At 68.8% G+C, this 15,034-nt stretch carries 15 protein-coding genes and 1 tRNA gene; 4 read left to right on the forward strand and 12 right to left on the reverse strand.

The genetic code is table 11. The annotated features are described in order from the left end of the window. Positions 1 to 204: 204 nt before the first annotated feature. The 6 genes from AMK10_RS25375 to AMK10_RS25395 all read right to left on the reverse strand — a co-directional run bounded on the left by AMK10_RS25375 (position 205) and on the right by AMK10_RS25395 (position 3,868). Entirely contained in the window at positions 205 to 1,074 is an 870-nt protein-coding gene (locus tag AMK10_RS25375) for a GNAT family N-acetyltransferase (RefSeq protein ID WP_073750279.1), read from the reverse strand. 78 nt (positions 1,075 to 1,152) lie between these two features. Next, a complete protein-coding gene (locus tag AMK10_RS37760; protein WP_198959788.1) occupies positions 1,153 to 1,320 on the reverse strand; it encodes a hypothetical protein in 168 nt (55 codons plus the stop codon). Next, on the reverse strand, positions 1,317 to 2,444 hold the full coding sequence (locus tag AMK10_RS25380; RefSeq protein WP_073750280.1) for a radical SAM protein: 1,128 nt from the start codon (positions 2,442 to 2,444) through the stop codon (positions 1,317 to 1,319). The genes AMK10_RS37760 and AMK10_RS25380 overlap by 4 nt, the downstream gene beginning before the upstream one ends. A gap of 10 nt (positions 2,445 to 2,454) precedes the next feature. Further along, positions 2,455 to 3,033: a hypothetical protein gene (locus AMK10_RS25385; RefSeq protein WP_073750281.1), complete on the reverse strand. Its 579-nt coding sequence runs from the start codon at positions 3,031 to 3,033 to the stop codon at positions 2,455 to 2,457. Next, positions 3,030 to 3,431 (reverse strand): ATP-binding protein, encoded by a 402-nt coding sequence (locus AMK10_RS25390; protein WP_073750992.1) that lies wholly within the window; start codon positions 3,429 to 3,431, stop codon positions 3,030 to 3,032. Before AMK10_RS25390 ends, AMK10_RS25385 begins: the two co-directional genes overlap by 4 nt. Before the next feature lie 11 nt (positions 3,432 to 3,442). Continuing rightward, positions 3,443 to 3,868, reverse strand: a complete 426-nt coding sequence (locus tag AMK10_RS25395) for a hypothetical protein (RefSeq protein WP_073750282.1) — start codon at positions 3,866 to 3,868, stop codon at positions 3,443 to 3,445. A gap of 153 nt (positions 3,869 to 4,021) precedes the next feature. Here AMK10_RS25395 and AMK10_RS25400 point away from each other — a divergent pair, with 153 nt between their 5' ends. From AMK10_RS25400 to AMK10_RS25410, 3 genes are read left to right on the forward strand one after another with little or no spacing between them, the layout of a single operon-like run. Then, the gene (locus AMK10_RS25400; protein WP_073750283.1) at positions 4,022 to 5,122 is read left to right on the forward strand and encodes a helix-turn-helix domain-containing protein; all 1,101 of its coding nucleotides are present in this window, start codon (positions 4,022 to 4,024) and stop codon (positions 5,120 to 5,122) included. 13 nt (positions 5,123 to 5,135) lie between these two features. After that, positions 5,136 to 5,804, forward strand: coding sequence for a YdcF family protein (locus AMK10_RS25405; RefSeq protein WP_073750284.1), 669 nt, complete (start codon positions 5,136 to 5,138; stop codon positions 5,802 to 5,804). Beyond that, positions 5,746 to 6,570 (forward strand): WbqC family protein, encoded by an 825-nt coding sequence (locus AMK10_RS25410; RefSeq protein ID WP_079180874.1) that lies wholly within the window; start codon positions 5,746 to 5,748, stop codon positions 6,568 to 6,570. Before AMK10_RS25405 ends, AMK10_RS25410 begins: the two co-directional genes overlap by 59 nt. A gap of 44 nt (positions 6,571 to 6,614) precedes the next feature. On the opposite strand, the gene AMK10_RS25415 is transcribed toward AMK10_RS25410, so the two are convergent. From AMK10_RS25415 to AMK10_RS25430, 4 genes are all read right to left on the reverse strand, one after another. Then, the gene (locus tag AMK10_RS25415) at positions 6,615 to 8,354 is read right to left on the reverse strand and encodes a relaxase/mobilization nuclease domain-containing protein (protein WP_073750285.1); all 1,740 of its coding nucleotides are present in this window, start codon (positions 8,352 to 8,354) and stop codon (positions 6,615 to 6,617) included. A 5-nt stretch (positions 8,355 to 8,359) separates the two neighbouring features. Then, on the reverse strand, positions 8,360 to 8,896 hold the full coding sequence (locus tag AMK10_RS25420; protein ID WP_073750286.1) for a MobC family plasmid mobilization relaxosome protein: 537 nt from the start codon (positions 8,894 to 8,896) through the stop codon (positions 8,360 to 8,362). Positions 8,897 to 9,220: 324 nt separating this feature from the next. Further along, entirely contained in the window at positions 9,221 to 10,075 is an 855-nt protein-coding gene (locus AMK10_RS25425; RefSeq protein WP_073750287.1) for a DUF2637 domain-containing protein, read from the reverse strand. Between the two features lie 419 nt (positions 10,076 to 10,494). Beyond that, entirely contained in the window at positions 10,495 to 11,604 is a 1,110-nt protein-coding gene (locus AMK10_RS25430) for a DUF3631 domain-containing protein (RefSeq protein ID WP_241839682.1), read from the reverse strand. 144 nt (positions 11,605 to 11,748) lie between these two features. Here AMK10_RS25430 and AMK10_RS38225 point away from each other — a divergent pair, with 144 nt between their 5' ends. After that, positions 11,749 to 13,140, forward strand: a complete 1,392-nt coding sequence (locus AMK10_RS38225) for a tyrosine-type recombinase/integrase (RefSeq protein ID WP_073750996.1) — start codon at positions 11,749 to 11,751, stop codon at positions 13,138 to 13,140. Positions 13,141 to 13,271: 131 nt separating this feature from the next. Here the strand turns inward: AMK10_RS38225 and AMK10_RS25440 are convergent. After that, a tRNA-Thr gene (locus tag AMK10_RS25440) sits at positions 13,272 to 13,345 on the reverse strand. 98 nt (positions 13,346 to 13,443) lie between these two features. Beyond that, the gene (locus tag AMK10_RS25445; protein WP_073750288.1) at positions 13,444 to 14,973 is read right to left on the reverse strand and encodes an alpha/beta hydrolase; all 1,530 of its coding nucleotides are present in this window, start codon (positions 14,971 to 14,973) and stop codon (positions 13,444 to 13,446) included. Positions 14,974 to 15,034: the final 61 nt, after the last annotated feature.

A 15,034-nucleotide genomic window follows, 5' to 3' on the forward strand; every position in this document is an offset into this window, starting at 1 on the left:
ACTCAGCAGGGTGCGGCGCTCACAATGGCTGCGTCATCTTCCCAGAAAATGACCCGCCATGGTCCCACTCCTGTACATGTTGATGCCCGTCTCGTCGAGATGGAGGTCCGCCTCGTGGAGATCCATACTGCGCGGAGCAGAGGTCTCCGAGGTAGGCGGTAGCCTCGCCAGACCTGCAACGCATGGGGACTGAGCCAAGCAGATTCACACCGCGCTCGTGTGCACGAAGCCCAGCGTGGTGAGCCCTTCAGCACGGCATAGGTGGTCCGAGGCGCCGCCGACCTTTGTCTGGAGGAGCTGGTAGGCCGCGCCGTGCGTCTCACCCCAATGCATGGCGGCACGCCACAAATGCCGACCGAGACCCTGCCCGCGAGCCTCAGGGCACACGGCGAAGTACTGCGGCATGAGCTGGGCGACTCCCGTGGGATCGGAACGGATCTCCAAGGGGCCGATGGCACCGACAACACGGCCCTCGAGCACGGCGACAAGGACCGGCCCGCATCTCTTGGCCTTCATCTGACGGTCAAGGAAGACGAAGCCGTCGGCCGCCATGGTCTGGGCGAAGGTGGTGAAGGTGCCACGGATCTGGGCGGACCAGTCGTCGAGGTGGCGAACGGGGCCGACAGAGGCGGGACAGTGCCGCACTGTGAAGTCCTGAAGCTGGATCCGGACACCACGAGGATGCGGTGTCTCCGGACCCAGCGGCCGAACGACCCGGGCAGAGGCTGATCCGTGGACGGTCGCGAGTTTGGCTGCGAGTTCGGTGGCCTGGTCCAGGATGTCGCCCCGGTGACCATAGGCGAAGACCTTCACCGCTCCCCGGCCACGGGTCAACAAGGTGGGAATGAGCGTGTGGTTGGGGTGGTGCACCACGTCATTGAGGAGGACGGCCTCCTGCTTCTCCGTGCCCCAGCGGCGATCCTTGTCGTACGGCAGGAAGTGGCGCTCAGTTGCGGCCGCGACGAGGGTGGCTTCGAAAAGGTCCACGGTCAGGGCGTGCGGGTGGACGGGTCCGAGGGTGGGCACGACCGGTGCGGTGAGCACGGGGCGGAGCCAGTCCCAGCGGAAGAGCATGCGGGCACCTTAGCGCTGTACGTGAGGGTGCTCCGGCCCGTCGGTGGGACGGGCCGGAGCGCATCGGGCGGTCCGGGATTAGTGGGGGTTGTCGTCGCCGGCGTCGCAGGAGCACTCGGCGCTCTCGACGACGTCGTCCAGGTCCGCGACGAGCGTCACGGCGGCCGAGGCCACCGGGGGCGCCGAGCGGCGGGCATTGCGGGGCGGGCTTGTCAGCATCTGCACCGGTACGGGTCCGGGCGTCATGGGGTCACCTTCTCTTTCTCTGTGTCTCCGTGCTGGCAGTAGCTGTGCAGCGGCGCCTTCGCCTCCTGGTAGTGCTTGGCCAGGGGGCGGCAGACCCGGCATGTGCCGGACAGGGCGCAGCCCTCGCACCCTCCGGTGCGAAGCATCAGACGGTCGGCGAACGTGCCGAGCCGTCGCAGTCCTTCGATGCCTTCGGCCATGAGGTCGATCTGGTCGTCGCGGCCGACCTTGCAGATCGAGATCTTGGCGTGCGGGTCGGCGTGGAAGAAGGTGTGGCCGGCGTTGCATCCGGCGAACGGCTTGCGCTGGCGGAGGTGGTCCGCGGACTGCGCGAGGAGCGGTTCGCCGCCGCCGTAGATCGTCGGGGTCATGTTGGTGTACGCGTGGTGCTCCACGCCCCACTCCCGTGCGAGCGCGGCCATCTCGTCGGCTTCGCTCGCGTTGTCCTCGGTGACCACGATGTTGATGCGCAGCGGCAGCCCGGCGGCACGGGCGGCGTCCATGCCGCGCCGGAACGCCTTCCAGGCTCCGCGCCGCTGGGTGAGTGCGTCGAAGGACTCCTCGCTCGCGCCGTACATGCTGACGACGAGGCGATACGGCGGGCATTCCCGGAAGAGTTGGAGCAGGTCGGGGCGGAAGAGCAGGGAGCCGTTCGTGGAGATCGTGAGCATCATTCCGGCCAGCCAGGCGTACCGGTAGGCGTTCTGGAAGTGCGGGTCCATGGTCGGTTCGCCGCCGGTGATCTGGAGCCAGATGACACCGGCCTCACGCATGATGTCCAGGAGCTTGACCTTGTTCTCCCAGGTGAGGCCGGAGAAGGGGCGTTCGCCGAGGTAGCAGTGCTTGCAGCCAAAGTTGCATCCGAGGTTGATCTCCCAGGAGGCGCGGCAGTATCCATACGCGGACGGCTCGCGGATCAGGACCGTGTCCTTCGTCGGGGCGCCAGCAACGTCGAGGCCCCAGGCATCGGCCGCCAGGTCGACCGCCCAATCGGGCAAGGGCTGCGCGCCGTCGGCGGCGTGGAGTTGCTCGTAGTGGGTGGCCGGGATACGGGCCCCGGATCGCGCTCCGGGGTGCAGCAAAAGGTGGCCGTCGAGGAACGGGGCGGCAATGAGCTGGTGCATGGCGTGCCTTTCACGGTTCGAGTCGGCAGTGGAGGGAGCAGTCCGGGCATGCGCGCCCCGAGATCGGGTCGGTTCCGCTGCCGCCGCAGGTCGAGCAGACGTCAGCGCGCGCGGCCGACGGCGGGAGTTGGACGCGCCCGAAAAGCAATCGGTCGACTGCGAGCGCGGCGTCCAGGTAGGCGTCGAGGCGAGCGGAACCTGCGGACTGTGGCAGCGGATCGAGACCGAGCAGGAGGATCGCCTCGCCGGTGCGGGTGACCAGTTCGGTCCAGGGACGGCGGGTGGGTAGCCGCAGCCGGCGAGAGGCCCCGGGGATGTGCAGCAGCACGTGATCGCCGACGAGTCGTAAGCACGGCCCCAGCTCCGGGATGACCTCACGTGCTCCGGTCAGGCCGCCGAGGCACGCGGACAGTCGCCGCATTCGGTCCTCGGCCGTCACGGCGGTGCTGCCGTCAGTCAGGGCCGTGGTGTGCGTGATCAGGATGTGTGCGATCTCGCGGCCGTCTGGTCCGGGACCCTGCCAGGTCCAGGCGGCGAGCGACACCAGGAGGCGCAGGTCAGGGCCGGGTGGGGTGAGCGTGACGTTCATGACGTCGTCCCGCCGGGGGCTTTGAAGCACGACCAGACGATCTTCCCGAACGGGGTGCGGTCCTCCACGCCCCAGCCGTCGGCAAGCGCGGTCACCAGGAGCAGCCCGCGGCCGGCGGTGTCCGTGTCGCAAGGCCGACGGGGGTGGGGGTGTAGGCGGCGGCTGTCGTGCACTTCCAGGCGTACGACCTCGTCGTCGGCGTCGAGTCTGACCAGAAAGCCGTGGCCGGGGGCGGTCCCGTGGAGCATGGCGTTGGTGGCGAGTTCGGAGACGCAGAGTCGGACGTCTTCGCCTCGGTCCAGCAGACCCCAGCCGGTCAGGGCCTCGGTGGTGAAAGTCCGCGCCTGGCCGACCGATTCGGGCCGGGACTCGAAGAACCTCTGGATCGTCTTGGTCATCGCGATGGTCCTCATGACTCGGCATCCACGACGCGAGTGGTGCTGGAGTGCGGACGGTGGACGGGGCCGCTTCGAGGGGCGGTCGAATGGGCGGGACGCGGGCGCCGGACCAGCAGCAGCCGGGCACCGGCCGATTCGATCTGCCGCCCGCGTTCGGCTGCTATGGCTTTCGGGCCCAGGTGCGACATGGCGGGGGCGACGACGCCGTAGACGTCCGGCAGCGCCAGCACGTCGAGGAGGCCGGTGAACGCCGCTGACGCTGGTCCAGCAGTGTCGCGGTCGGTGAAGAGGCTGGACAGCTGCAGCTCGTGGCTACGGCAGTACTCGATCAGCGAGGCGACCAGTGCTTCCTGCCGTGCTCGGGGTACGCGTACCAGTCGCAGGAAACCGTAGACGACCGGGCCGCTGACCAGGCGATGTTCCGTGAGGGGTTCCATGCTTGGGACCCTCCAAAGGCTCGACACGTGGTGACGTTCCGAGCATGGCGTCGGACCAACTCGCCGGAAATCACCGCCTGTTCTACTTCCGTTCCACTTCCGTCCCGCCGCATCGTCGCGTCTGCTTCGATGGCTGGTGGAAGGGAGTGACGCGTGGCCACCGTGCACCGCTGGACCGGGCTTGAGGCCAAGGCATTACGGCTCGCCCTGCGGCTGAGCGTGCGGGCCTACGCCGAGCGTCTGGGCCTGGCGGTCGCGACCGTGTCCAAGTGGGAGAGCAAGCTCGCCGCCACCGAGCCGAGGCCCGATACCCAGGCCATCCTCGACACCGCCCTCGGACGAGCGGACGCCGCGGCCCACCTGCGCTTCGAGACACTCCTGTCGGAGATGGCCGACGCCGTCGCGACTGTCGGCAGACGTGTCGTCGCGTCCGGCCCCAGGGCGTGGGAGTACGAGTCATGGGCCGATGACCTCGACCGGGTCGTGGTCTCCCTGTCCCGGCAGAACTTCGCCTTTGCCGACAGCCTTCTCACTCGGTGGCTGAGCCGGTTCAAGGCCCATGAACTGGACGAGAAGGGCCTGTACCTCTTTGCCCGCTCCACGGCCTTACTTGGTGACCTCAAACGCGACCAAGGCGTTGTCCTGGGCCCGCTCTCGGCCCAGCATTCCTACGCCGGTGCCCGGACGGTCTTCACCCAGCTCGACATCCCTCGCCGCGTCGCCCAGCTCGATCTGTCGCTCGCAGTCGTCACCGAGATGTCCGGCAAGCTGGAAGTCGCCGCCCGCAACTACGAGACTCTCGCCGTCGACGACCGGCTCTCTCGCCGCGACCGGGCTCGCGCAAGGCTGTGGGTGGGGACGGCGCTGAGCAAGGACGGCGAGCATGACTACGCGACCCGCGTCATGCAGGCAGCGACCCGCGAGTTCGAAGATCTAACCGAACCGGACGACTGGTCGGTGGCCCACCAGAAGCTCGCTCTGGCCCGCCGCGGCGCCGGCGATCTCTCTCAAGCCCTGCACTTCATCGACATCGCCCGGAGCAGCGGAACGACCGACTCACCAATGCAACGCGTACGTCTGGACACCGCTCACGGCCACATCCTGCTCTCCGATACGGCGACCCAGGATGATGGAATCGTCGTCCTCGACCAGGCCGCCAAGGTGGCCGCGCAGTACGGACTCGTGCACCAACTGCGCAGCATCGAGGGCGTCAAGGCCATGAGCGAGGGGCCGACCGGCCCCCGGCAACGGTGACCAGGGAGAACGCGTGCGCAACGACCATCAGGGCATTACCGAGGACCAGTGGCACCAGGCCAAGCTGATCTGGGACTACCACCAGATGCAGCACGAGCTGCGCCCCGTCGACGTGGCAATCGGACTGGGCAGCCACGACCTCGGCGTCGCAACCCGCTCCGCCGAGCTGTACCGCGCCAGGCTGTTCCAGACCCTGGTGTTCACCGGCGGCAACAGCCCCACCACCGCCAAGGTCTTCCCTCGCGGGGAGGCAGTCCACTTCCGTGAGCACGCCATCGACCTCGGTGTCCCCGCCGACGCCATTCTGCTGGAGCCCCACGCGGCCAACACCGGACAGAACATCATCCTCTCCCGTGAGGTCCTCGCCGCCTCCGGCATCCATCCGACGACGGTGCTGCTGGTCTCCAAGCCGTACATGGAACGGCGATCGTTCGCGACCGCCCGCAAGCTGTGGCCCGACATCGAGTTTCTCTGCGCGTCGGAGCCGCTGGAGTTCGACGACTATCTGAAGAGCATCGGGGACGAGAAGCTCGTTCTGGACATGCTCGCCGGCGACCTCCAGCGGGTCATCGAGTATCCGAAGCTCGGATTCGCCATCGAGCAAGAAGTCCCCGAGGACGTACATGCAGCGTACGAATCTCTCATTCGCTCCGGCTTCACCAGCCGCCTCATCTCCTCGTGAGCAGCCTGCTCCCGGCGGGCTGTGCGCGATCCACCAGCCCAATCTGTTCCCGAGGCTGACGACGCTGGCCAAGCTGTTCGCGGCGGACTACTGGATCGTCCTGGACGATGTGCAGTTCACCCGCCGCGACTACCAGCACCGAGCGCGCCTCGCCGCCATCGACGCACCAGACCGCCAGCAGTGGCTCTCCATTCCCACCCACCTCCCGAGCGGGCGATCCACTCTCATCCGAGACGCGCTGATCGACGACGCTGAACTCGCCCGTCGAAGGACCGCGGGAATGCTGCGGCAGAACTTCGGAGCCAGCCCGCACTGGCCTTCTCTCGCCCAGGCCCTGGACCCGGTATTGGACGCCTTCGCCACCGGGCGGACCGTGGTGGTCGCGGAGACCTCCACCCGCGTGCTGCTCGACCTGCTCGGCTGGCGGGGACAGATCCTCAGGAGCAGCCTCCTGTCCGCCAGGCCAGGCCGCTCCCTTCGGCTCGCCGACCTGGCCGCCGCGACGGGTGCCCACGCGTACCTGTGCGGGACCGGCGGCATGACGTATCTCGACCCCGTCCCGTTCGCTGCCAGGAACATCACCGTGGCTGCCTTCCGGCCCCCGGCTACCGGCATCTGGTCGACCGCACGCCAACTCAGTTCCCTGTGGGCACTGGCGTCGCTCGGCCCGGACGCCCTGGCTTCTCGTCTCCGTGCCGTTGCCGACGACCATGCCGCACTCGGGGCCACCGTGCCTGACCTGCGATCACCGGCAACGTCTATCTGAAGTGACAGCAGTCCGGAGTGCCGAATGGCTGCCCCCTGCAATCGCTACCGCCGAGGGCGGCTCCCTCGCTCCGGAGCGGCAACTGGCTCCAGTGGACGCTGCTGGACCGAGGCTGTAGTGCTGGCCGCTGATATCGACCGCGTCGAGCGGATGCGTGCGGCTTCGGCCCGGCTGATACGCACGGGGTTGCGGCCGGTGTGCTGGATGCGCGTGATCAAAACCCGCGCCGGGCGGCGGGCCGTGTCGAGTTCGCGTTGCTCGGCGGCCTCCTTGAGGAGCTGGTGCGGTTTGTGGCCACCGGCCTCCGCATCCGCGAGGACGGCGGCAAGAGCAGACCAGTTCTCGTCGGCGAGGATGCGTTCGGCATGGTCGGGGACGGCGGCGCGGACGTCGCGGGCCAGAGTGCGGCGGGCCTGTTCGCGCGGCAGACGGCGATCCAGATCGGCGAGCACGGGGGCGAGGGCCTGGTCGGCGGCGGTCTGGAGGTGGTCGAGGGCCCGGCGGGCGGCGTCGGACTGGTGGGCGTGATTCTTTGCCTCGTGCCAGCGCTGCGCGAGGACCGCCGCCCAGACCATGGCGGCGAGCACGGCCGCGAGCGCGCTGCCGTCCGCTCCGGTGGCGGTGTGGATGATGTCGCGGGCTGCGATGCGTACGGTGTCGGCGGCTCGGCCTTCGGCACGGATCTGGGAGCGCTGGGCGCGGGCGAACTCCCGTGATGCTGATTTGAGTTCGATGCGCAGGTTCGCGGGGGCGTGCTGTGCGGTGGCCTCCATCAGTTCGCCGAGCGCGGCGAGGTGGGCCTGGGCTCGCTCATCCCTGCCGGATTCGTCACCGGTGGCGCCAGCGATCTCGGCGTGAAGGGTGTCGAGGGCGTCGGTGGCCTGGTGCCAGGGGGTGGTGTGCCGGGTGCGCCGCGCGGTGGGGTGCTCCTCGAATGTTGCTGTCTCCAGGCGGGCCCGCAGTTTGGGGAGGCTGAGGTCGGGAGCGATCTTTCCGCCAGCTCGATAGATCTGCTCCCCCTTGTCGTTCTCGTCACCAGGGCGGCCGACTGCGTAGCCGAGGAGGTCTCCGGAAGGGCCGCGGCGGGGCCTGATCGCGACGCCGTCGGCTTCGAGGTACGCGAGAAGCTCCTCGGTTTCGGTGACGTGCGGGATGGCGGCTCGGATACGGTCTTCCAGCCACTGCTGGCTGGTCTGCTCCCAGCCAAGGCGTTCGGCCTTGTGCATCTCGGCCTGGTTGGGGCGGCGGCTGCCGGTTCCATCACCCTTCTTCAACTGGCGTAGTCCGTAGTCCTTTTCGATCTCGCGGCACGCGTTGCCGACGCGGATGCCGTTGTTGTGAAGTTTGGGGCGGCGGCCGTCTTCGCGGACGGTGGTGGCGAGGATGTGGATGTGATCGTCCGCGTGGCGGACGGCGACCCAGCGACAGGCCAGGTCGTCGCCTTCGGGTGCGATGCCGGCCGCGTGCACGATGCGACCTGCGATCTCGCCCCACTCGGCATCCGAGAGCTGCCGGTCCTCGGGTGCCGCACGGACGGCGCAGTGCCATACATGGTCGGTGACAGGCTTGCCGAATTCGCTGTTGCGCAGCTGTACCGGCTCATCAAGGTGGCGGGCGAGTTCGGTGAGCGTCGCGTTCTCGTCGCGGCCGGGGTCGGGCATACCGAGCATCGCGAAGGCGGCCACGATGTGCGGGTCGAAGTGCTCGTCGTGCCGGCCGGGACCGTAAAGGTAGGCGAGCAGTCCGCGGGTCCTGGACCCGGCGGGCTTGATGGCGGCGATCATTCCGGTCAGACCTCCATCCTGTCGGCGGGTTCGCGCAGGGCGTCGGCGATCAGCTCCAGCAGCTCGTGTAGTTCTTCAAGGCACTGGCGTACGTCGGGCGGGGTGAGGTCGCTGTTGAGAGCACGGGCGATCTGGTTGACGTTGACGCCAATGCGGTTAAGTTCGCGCAGCACTTGGGCGCGGAACATGTGGGTACGGCGGCGGTCCTCTGACAACGGCAGGTTGGCGGTGAACCGGCCGGTGATGAAGGCGACGACGACATCGGCGGCGAAGCCGCCCGCGCCCTTGTAGCCATGCTCGGCGGTGGCCTCCTCAAGCTGAGCGAGCTGACCGGTGGTGAAACGCAGAGGGCCGATACGCTCCGTGCGTTTGTCTCCGGTGAATCGGCGGATGGTCGGCTGGACACTGTGCGCGGGAGGCTCGGCGGCACGGACGGGACGCAGAATCTCGTGCTGTACGGCGTGGAGCGTGTCCGGGTCGGGGCCGCCCTCGGCCCCGACCTCCCGCTCCGGCGCCCCCTGGCGCTGGGCCGTCTCCGCCACCCCCGGGGCGGAGATCCCCGAAGACCGGCCTTGAGTCGGACTCGGGGTACTACTGGCTCCGCCAGGAGCCGTCCGTCCGAACGCCCGCCGCAGACGTGACAGCAGCGTAGGGGACTGTGTCGAGGTGAGCGGCTCAGCGGGAGTTTCGTCAGGTAGGTGCTGGCTGTGCTGCATGGACGATGCTCCAGATACGGCTCGGTGAACAGGATCACGGCGACCCGCTGGCGTGGGCCATCGCGCTGTCCACGGGTGTGGAAGTATGCGGGGCGACCGGCGGGTGCTCGGGTGACCGGAAGGGTTCCGGTCGCCCGAGCACGCCGGGCGTCAGCCGCCGGAGACCTTGATGCCGGCAGCCTCGAGTTCCGGCCGGAGCAACTCCATGACTTCGGTCTGCCGCGCGCTACCGATCGTCAGGTTCCGGTCCTTCACGGCAGCTCGGAGCAGGTCGCGCGTGAGCTTGCCGTGCTGATAACCGGTGGCCCGGCCGATCTCCGCCAGTTCCGCGATGGTCGCCTTGGGCGGACGGCCGCCAGTCGACTTCGCTTCTGGCGCCTGGGGCGTAGATTCCGTCCGCTCCTCGCCAGAGACTTGCGGATCGTCCGCAGCAGCGTCGTGCCATCGACCGTCGCCGAGGTGACCGACCGGCCGGTTCCGTGCGTATACGGAACCGGTGTCCGAGGAGTCGTCGGCCGGTGCGACGAGCTGGTGGATCTGTCGCATCAGGACGCCGAAGGCGACCATCGCGGCGGCCGGAGGAACGGCAGCGACCACGTAGTTGAGGAACGGGACGCTGCGTTCGCTGCCCGTACCGCTGACCCCAGCGACGTTCAACGCGATGGAGCCGAACGATCCGGCAGCGGTCACGGCGATCGCCCAGAGGTCGGTTGTGCGGCGCAATGCAGCCCTCAGCATCAGCAGTTCGCCCGTGACGATGAACGCGTCCAGGGTGGCGGGCCAGGCCCAGCGGCGGATGGGGGATGCGCCGAGCCCGTGCTGGCCGGCGACATCGGCGAGGTGCGCGTAGGACAGCCAGAACGCTCCGGCTGTCAGGGCCACAATCACGAGGCCGGCAGCGCCGAGTGCGAGCCGCTCTGCGTCAACACGCTTCGGCCGCTGGCCTTCGGCGCGGGCGACGTCTCGTATCTGCGGCGATGACGTGGTGAGGGGCGGGGCGGTCAAGCGGGAAGCTCCTTGGGGGTAGTGGTCCGGGGCGTCTTTGCCGTCTTGTGCGTTGCACGTGCAGGTCAGCGCGGTACGGCAGCGCGCCAAACGCGCCGTCTCGACAGGAAGCGCTGTCGTCTTGTCCCGAGTCGGGACAAGGACCGCGCGCCTTCCGATTCGGCCTCTGTCCGCGTACCTGCACCTGCTGGGACGGCTGCGCTGCGGCAGCCGTCCCAATGAGCGGGTCCGTGACCTGCGGCGATACGGCGCGGACGCCTGGGACGGAGCAAGACGGATCTGGACGCTGTCCCTTGGCTGGCTACGTGCGTTGAGGCGCATGCGTGCCGTCTTGCCCTCGGCTGCCGTCTTGCCGATGTATGCCCTGACCTGCGAGATCACGGCAGGGACGGCAAGTACGGCAACCAGGGAGGTGGGGGTCAGCCTTCGCCTCGACGAGCGTCGACTGGGTGGACGGTCGGGCAGTACCGCCGCCACGCGTCGAGGAACTTGCTGCGCATGTAGCCCTTGCGCTGGGACCGGTCGGCCATGCGCACGTTGCCGGGCCGAATGTCGTAGTCGCGCAGCATCGCGCTGAGTTCCCGGGCGGTCAGGCCGTAGCGTCCTCGCTCTCCCCACGGCGCTTCAGCGTCCGCGTTCAGGTAGTGCAGGAGGTCCTCGGTGGACAGGCTGTCCACCTCCCGCTGGGCGAAGAAGACTCGCCGGATGTCGGCGAGGATGCGCGCCCCGCTGGGGTGCTCCTCTTCGGCCGCTACCTCGGCGGCGACCATCCGCGCGCACGCGATCCGCGCGAGCCGCGGCCAGCGCCCACCGGCCAGGTCGGCGACGATCACCAGAGGCTCCCAGGTGTCGGCGGCTCGGTCCTCGACCGGCATCTCCGGCTCCAGGCTCGCGGCGTCCTCCAGTAGCGGGAGCGCCCAGGTACGGATGCGGACGCGCAGCTCGTGCAGGGCCGGGATGTCGCGTCGCGAGCGGAAGGGTTTGACCTTCTCGCCCTCGGCCCTGCGGCGCATGCGGATGACGACCGACCGGTCCATGACGGTGTCCGGCAGATCTCCGATGCCCGCGATGGCTGCCATGGCGAAGGTGGCGAACTTGTGCGGGGTGTGGTCGTTGCCAACGACCCGGGTGACGTACCGGCCGCGCTGATGACCGGCGTTCAGCAGGCCGCGCGTCTCCTCGTTCTTCTCCGCGACCTTGGGGCCGAAGATGGTGTCGGCCTCGTCCACCAGCAGCGTCGGCGGCTCCTCCTCGTTGATCGAGCGGAAGATGGCCGCCGGCGTGGTGTTGATGGTGAGCATCGGCTCGTGCACCGTCTCGGTCAGCACGTCCAGCAGCCGCGACTTCCCGCACCGCTTCGCAGGTCCCACCACTGCCAGCCGTGGGGCGTGCTGCCACGCAGGCTGGAGTTGCGTCGCCGCCACCCACAGGGTGGTCGCGTCCAGCGCCTCGGAAGAGGGCGGAATCACGAACTGGGCTATTTGGGAGCGCAGTTCGTCCAGTAGCTCCGAGCCCGGCGTCGGCTCCATATCGGGGATGGTCTCCAGACCCCTCGCCGGGTCCGCGTCGGCCGGACCGTCGTACCCGTCCGCTATAGCACCGTCGGCCTGGGCTGAGTGCAGGTGGGCACCAGGCTGGCCGGGGACCCCGAGGGCACCGAACTGATCGCCGAGATGCTGGCCGAGGTCAGCCGCGAACGGTCCTCTCTGCCCGAGGTCGAGGAGACTCGGCGGCGCCTCAACTCCGGTCAGGACCTCATCGGCAGCCTGACCGTCACCGAATGGCTCGACCGGTGGCTGGCCGGCAAGCGCATACGCAAGTCCGGCCTCAACCGCTACGAGACCGACATACGCGTCCACCTGAAGCCGCGCATCGGCAACCGGCGTCTGGACCGGCTACGCGTCAGCCACCTCAGCGAGTTGTTCACGAACATCCGCGACGCCAACGCTGAGATCCTGGAGGACAACGCCCAACGGCGTTCCGCGATAGACGAGTTGGCGACCATCCCATGGAAGGGCGCGGAACACCGCGCCCGCCGCAAGGCGATGAAGGCCGCGATCGACGAAATGCCGCCCTTCCGCCGCATCACCGGCCCTGCCACGCGCCAGCACGTCAAAGCCACCCTCCGCGCGGCCCTGAACGACGCGATCGGGCAGCAGATCATCACGTTCAACCCGGCAGCCCACGTCGAGATCGACCCCGTGCGCAAACCGAAGGCACTCGCGTGGACGGACGAACGGGTCGCCAAGTGGGAGCAGACCGGCGAGAAGCCGTCCCCCGTGATGGTCTGGACGCCTCAACAGACCGGTGCCTTCCTCGACTTCGTCGCCGAGGACCGGCTTTACGCGATGTGGCACCTGATCGCCTTCCGGGGCCTGCGCCGTGGCGAGGCGTGCGGGCAGCCATGGTCGGAGACGAATCTCGACACTCACTTTCTCACCGTCTCCTCCCAACTCGTCCAGGACGGCTGGGAAGTGGAAGCGTCCGACCCCAAGACCGACAGCGGCTCCCGCGTGGTCGCCCTCGACGACGACACCGTCGACGTCCTGAAGCGACACCGCGATCGACAGGGCAAGGCTCGCGAGGAATGGGGCACAGCCTGGGTCGAGACAGGCCACGTCTTCACCCAAGAGGACGGCTCCTGGCTCCATCCGGGCAAGGTCACCGACCTCTTCGAGCGCCTCGTCGCCGCCTCCGGCCTACCGCCCATCCGCCTCCACGACCTGCGGCACGGCGCGGCCACCCTCATGCTCGCCGCCGACATCGACATCAAGATCGTGTCGGACACCCTCGGGCACAGCGACACCCGGATCACGCGTGACATCTACCAGAGCGTGCTCCCCCACGTGGGCAAGAGCGCCGCCGAGGCGACCGCGAAGCTCGTACCGCTCCAGCGCAAGGCCGAGGCCGAGAAGGCCGCGCGCAAAGCTGCGAAGAAGGAAAAGGCCAGGAAGGCTGCGGCCAAGGAGACCGGCGCTGGCAAGGGCGGCAAGCCGAAGAAGGACCAGACGAAAGCCCAAGCCAAGGCCGCCAAGAAGGCGAAGCGCCAGAAGCCCAAGAAGTAGGTCCCCGAGCGGCTCCGCTCACGGGCACCGCTCACGCAAGCAAAGTCACGGCACCTGGGCCGTGTGACGCCGCATGCCCCGAGCAACAGAAAACCCCAGGTCACGGGCTATGTGACCTGGGGTTTCAGATGAGCCGCCTTCGGGATTCGAACCCGAGACCTACGCATTACGAGTGCGTTGCTCTGGCCAACTGAGCTAAGGCGGCACGCTCTGTCGCACCATGGTGCGGTCAGCAGCGACGCCAAGTCTACACAGTTTCCGGGGGTGCTCCGTACCGCCCGCCCTCGCGGCCGTATCCGCAGGTCAGCCGCACTTCTTGCCGTCCTTGGGCGGGGTGCCCTCCAGAAGGTAGGTGTTGATCGCCGTGTCGATGCAGTCGCTGCCCCGGCCGTAGGCCGTGTGCCCGTCGCCCTCGTAGGTGAGGAGGGTCCCGGAGGAGAGCTGCTCCGCGAGGGCCTCGGCCCACTTGTAGGGAGTGGCCGGGTCGCGGGTGGTGCCGACCACGACGATCGGAGCGGCGCCCTCCGCCTCGGTGCGGTGCGGGGTGCCCGTGGCCTCGACGGGCCAGGAGCCGCAGTTCAGGGCCGCCCAGGCGAAGCCCCTGCCGAAGACCGGGGAGGCCTTCTCGAAGTCCGGGAGCGCCTTCTCCACCGCGGAGGCGTCGGCGAAGGCGGGTTCCAGGTCGAGGCAGTTCACCGCGGCGTTGGCGAACATCAGGTTGGCGTACTTTCCGCTCGGATCCCGCTCGTAGTAGCTGTCGGCCAGGGCGAGCAGACCGGAGCCGTCGCCGTTCTGCGCGGCGGCGATGGCCTCGCGGAGCTGGGGCCAGGCGCCCTCGTCGTACATGGCGGCGATCACACCCGTGGTCCCGAGGGACTCGGTCAGCTGCCTGCTCCCACCGGTCTTCACCGGCGCGGAGTCCAGATCGCTGAAGAGCTTCTTCAGCGCCGTCGCGGCGTCCGACGTGTTCGTGGTGCCGAGCGGGCAGTCCGCCTGCTTCACGCAGTCCGCCGCGAAGGACTGGAACGCCGCCTCGAAGCCGGCGGTCTGGTCGCGGTTGATGTCGATCGCCGGGAGCGAGGGGTCCATCGCCCCGTCCAGGACCAGACGGCCCACGCGGGCGGGGAAGAGATCGGCGTACGTCGCGCCGAGGAACGTGCCGTACGAGGCGCCGACGTAGTGCAGCTTCTCGTCGCCGAGCAGGGAGCGCAGGATGTCCATGTCACGCGCGGTCTCGACCGTGGAGACATGCGGGAGGATCGTGCCGGAGCGCTTCTCGCAGCCGTTCGCGAACGTGTCGAAGGCCTTGTCGAGTTCGGAGATCTCGCTCCGGTCGTCCGGGGTCTGGTCGACCTGCGTGTAGGCGTCCATCTCCTTGCCGGTCAGACACTCGACCGGCTCGCTGCGGGCCACACCGCGCGGGTCGATGGCCACCATGTCGTACCGGGCGCGGACGGCGGCCGGGTAGCCGATGGCCGCGTACCCCTGGAGGTAGCCGATGGCCGAACCGCCGGGGCCGCCGGGGTTCACCAGGAGCGAGCCGATCCGCTTGCCGGGCCCGGTGGCCTTCTTGCGGGAGACGGCCAGCTCCACGTCACCGTCGTCGGGCTTCGCGTAGTCCAGGGGGGCCTTCATCGTGGCGCACTGGAAGTCCTCGACGCCGCAGTCCCGCCAACGCAGCTTCTGCCCGTAATACGGTTCGAGCTCCTCGGCGGCGGCCGAACCCGTCGCCGACGCGCTGGGCGCCGAACTGCCGCTGCTGCAGCCGGAGACGAGAAGGCCGGCAGTGCCGAGCGCGGTGGCGAACGTACGGAGCAGGCGCCTGGTGTCCATCCCCGGAGCGTAGCCGCCGAGGGACGACTCGGCCGATTCCCTGCTCGTACGGGTGAATTCG

The sequence above is a fragment of the Streptomyces sp. CB02058 genome (assembly GCF_001905505.1).
In the GTDB taxonomy this organism is placed as follows: Bacteria; Actinomycetota; Actinomycetes; order Streptomycetales; family Streptomycetaceae; genus Streptomyces.

Bases quoted from the DNA above. Each gene is read 5' to 3' on its own strand.
- AMK10_RS25395 (WP_073750282.1), bottom strand. From the start codon at position 3,868: ATGGAACCCCTCACGGAACATCGCCTGGTCAGCGGCCCGGTCGTCTAC.
- AMK10_RS25385 (WP_073750281.1), bottom strand. From the start codon at position 3,033: ATGAACGTCACGCTCACCCCACCCGGCCCTGACCTGCGCCTCCTGGTG.
- AMK10_RS25445 (WP_073750288.1), bottom strand. From the start codon at position 14,973: ATGGACACCAGGCGCCTGCTCCGTACGTTCGCCACCGCGCTCGGCACT.
- AMK10_RS37760 (WP_198959788.1), bottom strand. From the start codon at position 1,320: ATGACGCCCGGACCCGTACCGGTGCAGATGCTGACAAGCCCGCCCCGC.
- AMK10_RS25390 (WP_073750992.1), bottom strand. From the start codon at position 3,431: ATGACCAAGACGATCCAGAGGTTCTTCGAGTCCCGGCCCGAATCGGTC.
- AMK10_RS25375 (WP_073750279.1), bottom strand. From the start codon at position 1,074: ATGCTCTTCCGCTGGGACTGGCTCCGCCCCGTGCTCACCGCACCGGTC.
- AMK10_RS25415 (WP_073750285.1), bottom strand. From the start codon at position 8,354: ATGATCGCCGCCATCAAGCCCGCCGGGTCCAGGACCCGCGGACTGCTC.
- AMK10_RS25380 (WP_073750280.1), bottom strand. From the start codon at position 2,444: ATGCACCAGCTCATTGCCGCCCCGTTCCTCGACGGCCACCTTTTGCTG.
- AMK10_RS38225 (WP_073750996.1), top strand. From the start codon at position 11,749: ATGCTGGCCGAGGTCAGCCGCGAACGGTCCTCTCTGCCCGAGGTCGAG.
- AMK10_RS25410 (WP_079180874.1), top strand. From the start codon at position 5,746: ATGCAGCGTACGAATCTCTCATTCGCTCCGGCTTCACCAGCCGCCTCA.
- AMK10_RS25430 (WP_241839682.1), bottom strand. From the start codon at position 11,604: ATGGAGCCGACGCCGGGCTCGGAGCTACTGGACGAACTGCGCTCCCAA.